General features: G+C 63.5%; 6 protein-coding genes. All 6 read left to right on the top strand.

Features of this window, described 5'->3' with window-relative positions:
* The first annotated feature begins 232 nt into the window (after nucleotides 1–232).
* Nucleotides 233–1,552 carry a galactose ABC transporter substrate-binding protein gene (locus JX325_RS09810; protein WP_243414030.1) on the top strand — a complete coding sequence of 440 codons (1,320 nt, stop codon included), beginning with the start codon at nucleotides 233–235 and terminating at the stop codon, nucleotides 1,550–1,552.
* Complete coding sequence (locus tag JX325_RS09805) at nucleotides 1,444–2,952, top strand: sugar ABC transporter ATP-binding protein (protein ID WP_204790966.1); 1,509 nt, start codon at nucleotides 1,444–1,446, stop codon at nucleotides 2,950–2,952. Before JX325_RS09810 ends, JX325_RS09805 begins: the two co-directional genes overlap by 109 nt.
* A 14-nt stretch (nucleotides 2,953–2,966) precedes the next feature.
* Nucleotides 2,967–3,962 carry a beta-methylgalactoside transporter gene (locus JX325_RS09800; protein WP_204790965.1) on the top strand — a complete coding sequence of 332 codons (996 nt, stop codon included), beginning with the start codon at nucleotides 2,967–2,969 and terminating at the stop codon, nucleotides 3,960–3,962.
* A 118-nt stretch (nucleotides 3,963–4,080) separates the two neighbouring features.
* Nucleotides 4,081–5,676 carry a helix-turn-helix domain-containing protein gene (locus JX325_RS09795; protein ID WP_204790964.1) on the top strand — a complete coding sequence of 532 codons (1,596 nt, stop codon included), beginning with the start codon at nucleotides 4,081–4,083 and terminating at the stop codon, nucleotides 5,674–5,676.
* Nucleotides 5,677–5,868: 192 nt separating this feature from the next.
* Nucleotides 5,869–7,683: a sensor histidine kinase gene (locus JX325_RS09790; RefSeq protein ID WP_307819262.1), complete on the top strand. Its 1,815-nt coding sequence runs from the start codon at nucleotides 5,869–5,871 to the stop codon at nucleotides 7,681–7,683.
* On the top strand, nucleotides 7,680–8,207 hold a 528-nt coding region (locus tag JX325_RS09785; protein WP_204790963.1), incomplete at its 3' end, for a substrate-binding domain-containing protein. The genes JX325_RS09790 and JX325_RS09785, both read left to right, overlap by 4 nt.

Below are 8,207 nucleotides of genomic sequence, written 5' to 3'. Positions count from 1 at the left end.
CTGGGACTGGAAAAGCGAGGAATTCATCCCCCAATATGGTCCCTTTATTGGACGTTTCCTTTACCTTTGTCTGTTTGCCTGGCTTTTACCGGCTTTAATCAGTGCTTCCTTTATCTTAGTTTTTTCATAAAACTTCCAAGAATTTTCTATCGTCTTTTTGCGGGAGCCCGTCTAAAATGATAGGCGTGGTTTGGGGTGCGCCCCGGAGCACGAAAAACTGATTGGAGGAACTATGATGAAAAAGACGTTTGCCTTGCTTCTTGCCGCAGTTATGATGCTGGCTCTGCTGACCGCCTGCGGCGGCGGCGACAAGCCCGCCGACACCACTCCCCCGGCCGACACCAGCGCCCCCGCTGATACCGGCAGCGACGCCGCCGAACCCGAAGAGCCCGCCGCCGGCGGAAACATCGGCGTGTGCATCTACAAATTCGACGACGCCTTCATGACCACCTACCGCAACGCGCTCCAGGAGATTCTGGAGGGCAAGGGCTATCAGGTCACCGTCGTGGACGGAAACAACGACCAGGCCAAACAGAACGAGCAAATCAACACCTTCATCACCCAGGGAGTGGACGCCCTGATCATCAACCCCGTCATGACCTCCGCGGCGGACACCATCATTGCCACCGTAAAGTCCGCGGGCATCCCCACCGTGCTGATCAACCGGGAGCCCACCGCCGATCAGATGGCCGCCTATGACAAGTTGGTCTACGTCGGCTGCGACGCCGCCCAGTCCGGTACCTTCCAGGGCGAGCTGATTCTGGAGACCCCCAACAAGGGCGATATCAACGGCGACGGAAAAGTCTCCTACATCATGATCCAGGGCGACCCCGAGAACATTGACGCCCAGCTCCGCACCGAGTACTCCGTCAAGGCCCTGAAGGACGCCGGCGTCGAGGTCGAGCAGCTGAACCTGACCCGGGGCGACTGGGACCGTGAGAAGGGCCAGACCATCTGCGCCAACGACCTGGCTCAGTTCGGAGACAAGATCGAAGTGGTCTTCTGCNACAACGACGATATGGCCATCGGCGCTCTCCAGGCCATCCAGTCCGCCGGCCGCAAGGTCAATGAGGACATCTATCTGGTGGGCGTGGACGCCCTGGACGCGGCCCTGAACGAAGTCAGCAACGGCAACATGACCGGAACCGTCCTGAACGACGCCAACGGCCAGGCCGCCGGCGCCGTCGCCGAAATGGAGAAGCTGCTTGGCGGAGCTACCTATGCCTCCGGTGAGCAGAGCGTCTATGTCGACTATGTGAAGGTCACTCCCGACAACGTGGGCGACTTCATGAAGTNATCCAAGTTCATCAAAACAACGCGAAAACGTCTGACAGGGGCGCGTGCCGAAGCGCACGCGCCCCTCTTTTCCATAGCCGGTGAAGCCCGGCTCCCGCCATTTTGCCGGTTATGGAAAAGCCAACACGAACAAGGGGGGACCGTAAATTGTCAGAATATCGTTTGGAAATGCGTGACGTGGTTAAGACCTTCCCCGGCGTCAAGGCCCTGGATCACGCGCAGCTCAAGCTCCGCCCCGGCACCGTCCACGCGCTGATGGGAGAAAACGGCGCGGGCAAGTCCACGCTGATGAAGTGCATGTTCGGCATTTACCACATGGACGAGGGCGAGGTCGTCTATGAGGGACAAAAAGTCCAGATCAAGGGCCCTCTGGACGCGCTGAACCGGGGCATCGCCATGGTGCACCAGGAGCTCCAGCCCATTCCCGAGCGGAGCATCGGCGAGAACATCTACGTGGGCCGCTACCCCACAAAGCGCATCGGGCCCATCGTCACCATCGACCACGAAAAAATGTATCAGGACGCGGCGGCGGTTTTGAAGGAAGTCCACCTGAACTACGACCCCAAGGCCAAGCTGGGCAGCCTCAGCGTCTCCCAGATGCAGCTGGTGGAAATCGCCAAGGCCGTGTCCGCCGACTGCAAGGTCCTGATTCTGGATGAACCCACGTCCTCCCTGACGGCGGCGGAGGTGGAGGCCCTCTTCACCATTGTTCATGAGCTCCGGCAAAAGGGCGTGGCCATTGTCTACATCTCCCACAAAATGGACGAGATCCTCCGCATCAGCGACGAGGTCACCATCATGCGGGACGGACAGTACATCGGCACCTGGGACGCCAAGGGCATGACCACTGACTTCATCATCACCAAGANGGTGGGCCGGGAGCTTTCCAACCTCTACCCGCCCCGGAGCAACGTCCCCGGCGAGGTGGTCTTCGAGGTGGAGGATTTCACCTCCATCAACCCCAAGAGCTTCCGCCACGCCTCCTTCCAGGTCCGCAGGGGCGAAATCCTGGGCGTGGCCGGTCTTGTCGGGGNCCAGCNCACGGAGCTGATGGAGGGCCTTTTCGGCCTCCGCTGCCATAGCGCGGGCAAGATCACCTACAAGGGAAAAGAGCTGAAAATCAACCAGCCCAAACAGGCCATTGACAGCGGCATCGCCATGCTGACGGAGGACCGCCGGGCCACGGGCATCCTGGGCGTCCTCTCCATCGCGGACAACGTGTCCATCGCCTCCTTGAACCAGTACCTCATCGGCGGCTTCATGCTGGACGACGGGAAGATCGAGCAGCTGGTCCAGGACAACGTGGCCAAGCTCTCCATCAAGACCCCCTCGTCCAAGANGCTGATCCAGTCCCTCTCCGGCGGCAACCAGCAAAAGGTGCTCATCAGCCGGTGGCTGGCCAACGACCCGGACGTGTTCATCCTGGACGAGCCCACCCGGGGCATCGACGTGGGCGCGAAATACGAGATTTACTGCATCATCGCCGAGCTGGCGAAGCAGGGCAAAAGCGTCATCATGATCTNNTCCNAAATGAGTGAGCTCATCGGCATGTCCGACCGGATCATGGTCATGTGCGACGGCCGGGTCACCGGCTTCATCGACGGGAAAGACGCCAACCAGGAAAACATCATGGCCCTGGCCACCCAGTTTGAATAAGGAGGAGAGAAACCATGGAGAACAAAAAGCTGAACGCGAAAGCGGTCAAGAATTTCCTGTCCAACAACGCCATTATCATCCTGATCTTTATCCTGGCCCTGTTCGTGGGATTCGTGGCCGACAACNTCTGGAAGCCCGCCAACTTCAAAAANCTGGTGGTCAACGTGTCTCCCCGGTTCATCATCGCCTGCGGCGTGTCCGGCTGCCTTATCACCAAGGGTACGGACCTGTCCGCCGGACGCCAGGTGGGCCTCTCCGCCTGCCTTGCGGCCATGATNCTCCAGAGCGTGGACTACGCCGCCCGGGCCCTGCCCTGGATGCCGGACCTTCCGTGGTTCGTGGCCCTGCTGGTGGTCATCCTCATCATGGCCGTGTTCGGCGCCATCAACGGCTGCGTCATCGCCTTTTTGAAGGTTCCCCCCTTCATCGCCACCCTGGGCATGCAGACCATCGTCTACGGCCTCTGCTCCGTGGTGACGGGCAACGACCCCTTAGGCGGCTTTAAGAGCTCCTACTCCCAGGTGGCCCTGGGCTCCCTGGGCCCCATCCCCTACCTGGCTATTTTCGCCGTGGCCGTGGGGGCCTACATGCTGTTCCTGTATAACAAAACCCGGCACGGCAAATACATGTACGCCATCGGCGGAAACGAAAACGCCGCCCAGGTGGCGGGCGTCAACGTCCCGGCCACCCTGATCCGCATCTACGTCCTGGCCTCCGTCCTGTACGCCATCGCCGGTTTCCTGGTGGGCGCCAAGGCCGGCGGCGCCTCCACCGCCACGGGCTTCGGCTATGAGCTGGAAGCCATCGCGGCCTGCACCATCGGCGGCGTGTCCACCAACGGCGGCGTGGGCAAAGTGGGCGGCATCCTCATCGGCGTGCTGGTGTTCGAGATTTTGAAAATCTGCCTCCAGTTCCTCCGGGTGGACCCGGCTTACACCTTCATTGCCCAGGGCCTTGTCATCATCGTGGCCGTCGCCCTGGACCTGCGGAAGTATCTGGCGAAGAAGTAAAGAGCACCCGTTCTTGGAAAGAACTTCCAAAGCTCCGGCGCGAANTGCGCCGGAGCTTCTTTTCAAATAGAGCCTTTTGCTGTATACTAAAGGAAATGAGAAAAAGGAGGGCGCTTCCATGGAGGAATACCGGGTTCTGCTGGCGGACGACGAGGAGGAGATCCGCACCGGCATCAGCCGGAAGATCGACTGGGCCGCCCTGGGCTTTGCCCTGGTGGGGGAGGCGGGCAACGGCGAGGAGGCCCTGGAGCTGGCGGAGCAGCTCCGGCCCGNCGTGGTGCTCACCGACATCANGATGCCCNTTTTGGACGGCCTGGAGCTGTGCCGCCGTCTGCGGGTCTCCCTGCCGGGGGCCCGGCTGGTGGTCTTCTCCGGCTTCGACGACTTTGAGTATGCCCGCCAGGCGGTAAGCATGGGGGTGTCCGAGTATATCCTAAAGCCCATCAACGCTCCGGAGCTTACCCGGGTGCTGGAAGCCCTCCGGGACCAGCTGGACCGCCAGCGGCTGGAGCGGCGGGACATGGAGACCCTGCGCCGGAGGTATGAAGAGAGCCTGCCGGTGCTGCGGGAGCTGTTCTACACCCGGCTTCTCAGCGGTCAGATCCGCCCGGAGCAGGTCCAGGACCGGGCGGCCCGGTATGAGACTGANCTGCCCCAGGGCCTGTGGNCCGNCNCCCTGGTCCATGNGGACGGGGACGAGGGGGAGCGGGATGAGCTGCTGCTGCTGTCCGTCCAGTCCTTCCTGGAAAAGCACTTCGCCCTGGCGGGCTGCGCCGCCCGGGTGGTGCTCTACGGGGACATGGCGGCCCTGCTGGTCCACCTGGACCGGGAGGACCGGCTCTATCCCCTGCTGGAGGAGCTGGAGCGGCTTTCCCGTTTGTCCCAGAGCTACCTGGGATTCCGGCTCACCACCGGGGTGGGCCTGCCCTGCCGGGGGCCGGAGGAGCTGAACCACAGCGCCGCCGGGGCCCGGTCCGCCCTGGACTACCGGGTGCTGGCGGGGGGAGGCCGGGTCATCTACATCGGCGACCAGGAGCCCCTGTCCGCCGCGGCCCCCTCCTTTGAGGAGGAGGACCAGCGGGCCCTGTCTGCCGCCGTGAAGCTGGGCACCCCGGAGCAGACGGAGGCGGTGGTCCGGGAACTGATGGAGCGGCTGCGCCAGGCGGGGCTGTCCCTCAGCAAGTGCGACCTCTTTTTGCTGGAGGTGGTGACCTGCCTGGTGCGGATTACCCGGTCCGGCGGGCTCCCGGTGGAGGAGGTCTTCGGCGAGGGCTTCACCGGCGCGGTGTCCGTCTCCGGCTTTTCCAGCCTGGAGGAGCTGGGGAGCTGGCTGGGGGAGCGCTGCGGGCGGCTCCGCGATCTGCTGGGCCGGAGGCGCAGCGATTCCGCCTGGCAGATGGTGGAGCGGGCCAAGGACTACATCGCCGGGCACTACACCGACGAGCAGCTCAGCGTGGAGGCGCTGTGCTCCCACATCCACCTCTCCCCTACGTATTTTTCCACCCTGTTTAAACGGGAGGTAGGCATGTCCTTCACCGCCTACGTCACCAAGGTCCGCATGGAGGAGGCGGCGAGGCTCCTCCGGGAGACGGACGAGAAGACCTACCGCATCGCCGAGGCCACGGGCTTCTCGGACCCCAACTATTTCAGCTATGTCTTCAAGCGGCACTTCGGCCTGTCCCCCTCCAAGTTCCGGGCGGAGCAGAGGGAGTAGGGGAGAAACGCCATGGCCTTAAAAAATGGCCGGCCCCGCTTTTGGCGCCGCCGGCCCTGGGCCGTCCCGGAAGGCCGGAGCGCATAACCGATAATAAAAGAGCCGGAGCCCAGGTGTTCTGAATGCCGGGNCNTGGCCCGGCATTGCTTTTCCCTGGGAAAAGCAAACCTCATCGTGAGGAGGGAGAGAGCCGTGAACGTATTCCGACGCCTCGCCGCCCAGTGGGCGGAGCGCTACCGCANAATGAGCATCCNGATNGTCCTNTCCCTGTNCTTCACCGCCGTGGCGGCNGCGGGGATGCTGCTGATGAGCGTCAGCCTCATCTGGCGCTTTTCCGNCGTCAACGANCAGCTGGTGGCNGAAAACAGCCGCNGGGTGCTGGCCCAGGCCAATTTGAACCTGGACAGCTACCTCCGGCGGATGATGCGCATTTCCGACACGGTGTATTACCGGAGCATCAAGAACATGGACCTGGCGGAGGACGATCTCACCGGGGATTTGAGTCTGCTGTATGAGGAAAACCGGGACGATCTGGTGTCCCTGGCGGTCTTTGACGGGGAGGGCGCTCTGGTGTCCGCCGTGCCCCTGACGGCGCTGAAGCGGGACGCGGAGACGGCGGACAGCGACTGGTTCCAGGCGGCCAGCCAGAGCATGGAGAATCTCCACTTTTCCACCCCTCATGTCCAAAATATCTTCGACGACCCGGACTACCCCTACCGCTGGGTGGTCTCCCTGAGCCGCCACGTCCAGCTGACCCGGGACGGGGCCACCGAGGGGGGCGTGCTGCTGGTGGACATGAGCTTCAGCGGCATCGAGCAGGTCTGCCGGGACGTAACCCTGGGCAGCGGGGGGTATCTCTACCTCATCGACGGCGATGGGGAACTGATTTACCATCCCCGGCAGCAGCTGATCTACGCCGGGCTGCTGGAGGAGAACAACCGGGCGGCGGCGGCATACCGGGACGGCAGCCACCAGGAGAAGTTCCAGGGCCGGTCCCGGCAGGTTACGGTGAAAACCATGGGCTACACCGGATGGAAGCTGGTGGGCGTGGCCCCGGCGGAAAGCTGGTTTGCGGCCTCCCCCCAGCTGCCCCTGTTCGGCCTGACCCTGCTGCTGTTTTCCATCTTTTTGATGGCCTTTTTGAACTTCCTGATCTCCGCCCGGATTTCGGACCCCATCCTGCGGCTGGAGCGGTCCATCCGGGAGCTGGACAAGGGGCTGGCCGGCGTGAAAATTGAGGAGGGAGGCTGCTATGAGGTCCAGCGGCTGAATCACGCCGTGGCCTCCATGGTCTCCACGATGCGGCACCTGATGGACGACATCGTCCGCCAGGAGGGGGAGAAGCGCCGCAGCGAGCTGGAGGTGCTCCAGTCCCAAATCAACCCTCATTTCCTCTACAACACACTGGATTCCGTTATCTGGATGACGGAATCCGGCCAGCAGACCGAGGCCATTCAGATGGTAACCTCCCTGGCGAGGCTCTTCCGCATCTCCCTGAGCAAGGGGAAGAGCATCATCCCCCTGGCGGACGAGCTGGAGCACGCCCGGCACTACATGAACATCCAGCAGATTCGCTACNAGAACAAATTCACCACGGAGATTGAGGCCCGGCCCGGCACCGAGGGGCTCTACACCCTGAAGCTCATCATCCAGCCCCTGCTGGAAAACGCCATCTACCACGGCATGGCCAGCGCGGAGGACGACGGGCTCATCCGGGTGACGGCCTACCGGGAGGGAGAGGACCTGCTCATCGACGTGGAGGACAACGGCCTTGGAATGCGCCCGGAGCTGGCGGCCTCCCTTCTGGACGAGGACCGGCCCGAGGTGCGGACCAAGGGCTCCGGCATCGGTGTGCGGAACGTCCACCAGCGGGTGGGCCTCACCTTCGGGGAGGGATACGGCCTGGCCATTTTCAGCGAGCCGGACGAGGGCACACTGGTCCGCATCCGCCTTCCGGCCCTGGACCGGGAGGAGGCGGAACGCCGCCGGCAGGGGGAGGAGCTATGAAAACGGAGAAAAGCAGACTCATTNAAATCGCCATCCTGGCGGCCCTGGGGCTGGCGGCGGCGCTGTCCCTGGTCCTGCCCCAGCTCCTCCGGGGAGAGCGGGAGCCACAGCTTTTGTCCCTCACCGTGCTGCTCCGGGACACCGACAGCTCCGGGTGGACCGTGGCCCGGCAGGGCATGGAGCAGGCGGCGGATGAGCTGGGCGCGGAGCTTCGCTTTCTCACCCTCGCCGCCGCCAATGACGGCGCCGAGCAGGAGGCGCTGCTTCTCAGGGAGATTGAGGACGGGGCGGCGGCGCTGGTAGTGGTTCCGGCGGACCCGGCGGCGCTGTCCGCCGCGCTGGACCCCTGGCTGGTGGTGTGCCCCGTGGTGACCCTGGAGTCCCCCATGGAGGGGGCGGCGGGCGTGGTGTCCCCGGACAATGCCCTGCTGGGGCAGGAGCTGGCGGAGGCCCTGCTGGAGGACTGGGACGGCGGGGAGGTGCTGCTGCTGGACACCGCCGGGCGATGCGCCGACGTGTCGGCC

Source organism: Oscillibacter sp. CU971, assembly GCF_905219725.1.
Classification (GTDB): Bacteria; Bacillota; Clostridia; order Oscillospirales; family Oscillospiraceae; genus Oscillibacter.
This window is presented reverse-complemented; position numbering and strand designations above follow the sequence as displayed.